Annotated in this window: 8 tRNA genes; all 8 read right to left on the reverse strand. The window is 51.4% G+C overall.

The annotated features are described in order from the left end of the window. Position 1 precedes the first annotated feature (1 nt). Positions 2-75: transfer RNA gene (locus tag ACHUFA_RS10975), tRNA-Pro, on the reverse strand. A gap of 47 nt (positions 76-122) precedes the next feature. Next, positions 123-196: transfer RNA gene (locus ACHUFA_RS10980), tRNA-Arg, on the reverse strand. A 28-nt stretch (positions 197-224) separates the two neighbouring features. Further along, positions 225-308, reverse strand: a tRNA-Leu gene (locus ACHUFA_RS10985). A 6-nt stretch (positions 309-314) separates the two neighbouring features. Beyond that, a tRNA-Gly gene (locus ACHUFA_RS10990) sits at positions 315-386 on the reverse strand. Between the two features lie 7 nt (positions 387-393). Next, positions 394-466, reverse strand: a tRNA-Thr gene (locus ACHUFA_RS10995). A gap of 13 nt (positions 467-479) precedes the next feature. Then, a tRNA-Leu gene (locus ACHUFA_RS11000) sits at positions 480-561 on the reverse strand. A gap of 5 nt (positions 562-566) precedes the next feature. Then, positions 567-639, reverse strand: a tRNA-Lys gene (locus ACHUFA_RS11005). Between the two features lie 2 nt (positions 640-641). Further along, positions 642-714 (reverse strand) — tRNA-Asp (locus ACHUFA_RS11010). Between the last annotated feature and the right edge of the window lie 8 nt (positions 715-722).

Consider the following 722-nt stretch of genomic DNA (forward strand, 5'->3'; position numbering starts at 1 on the left):
ATCGGGAAGACAGGATTCGAACCTGCGACCCCTTGGTCCCAAACCAAGTACTCTACCAAGCTGAGCTACTTCCCGATATCATTAAAAATAAATCTCCCTTAATGTAAACACTAAGCGAGTTATGCACCCTAGAGGAGTCGAACCTCTAACCGCCTGATTCGTAGTCAGGTACTCTATCCAGTTGAGCTAAGGGTGCTCATTATATAAATACTATTCAGGTTCTATGCCGAGGACCGGAATCGAACCGGTACGATGTTGCCATCGCAGGATTTTAAGTCCTGTGCGTCTGCCAGTTCCGCCACCCCGGCGACTCAAGCGAACGACGGGATTCGAACCCGCGACCCCCACCTTGGCAAGGTGGTGTTCTACCACTGAACTACGTTCGCAATTGGATGCCGGCTACATGACTTGAACACGCGACCCTCTGATTACAAATCAGATGCTCTACCAACTGAGCTAAGCCGGCTTATTTTTTCCTATGCGGGTTAAGGGACTTGAACCCCCACGCCCGAAAGCGCCAGATCCTAAATCTGGTGCGTCTGCCAATTCCGCCAAACCCGCATATATGACCCGTGCTGGGCTCGAACCAGCGACCCATTGATTAAAAGTCAATTGCTCTACCAACTGAGCTAACGAGTCTACGGTCCCGACGGGAATCGAACCCGCGATCTTCGCCGTGACAGGGCGACGTGATAACCGCTACACTACGGGACCTTCTATTT

The sequence above is a fragment of the Streptococcus hepaticus genome (genome assembly GCF_043656315.1).
GTDB lineage: Bacteria > Bacillota > Bacilli > Lactobacillales > Streptococcaceae > Streptococcus > Streptococcus hepaticus.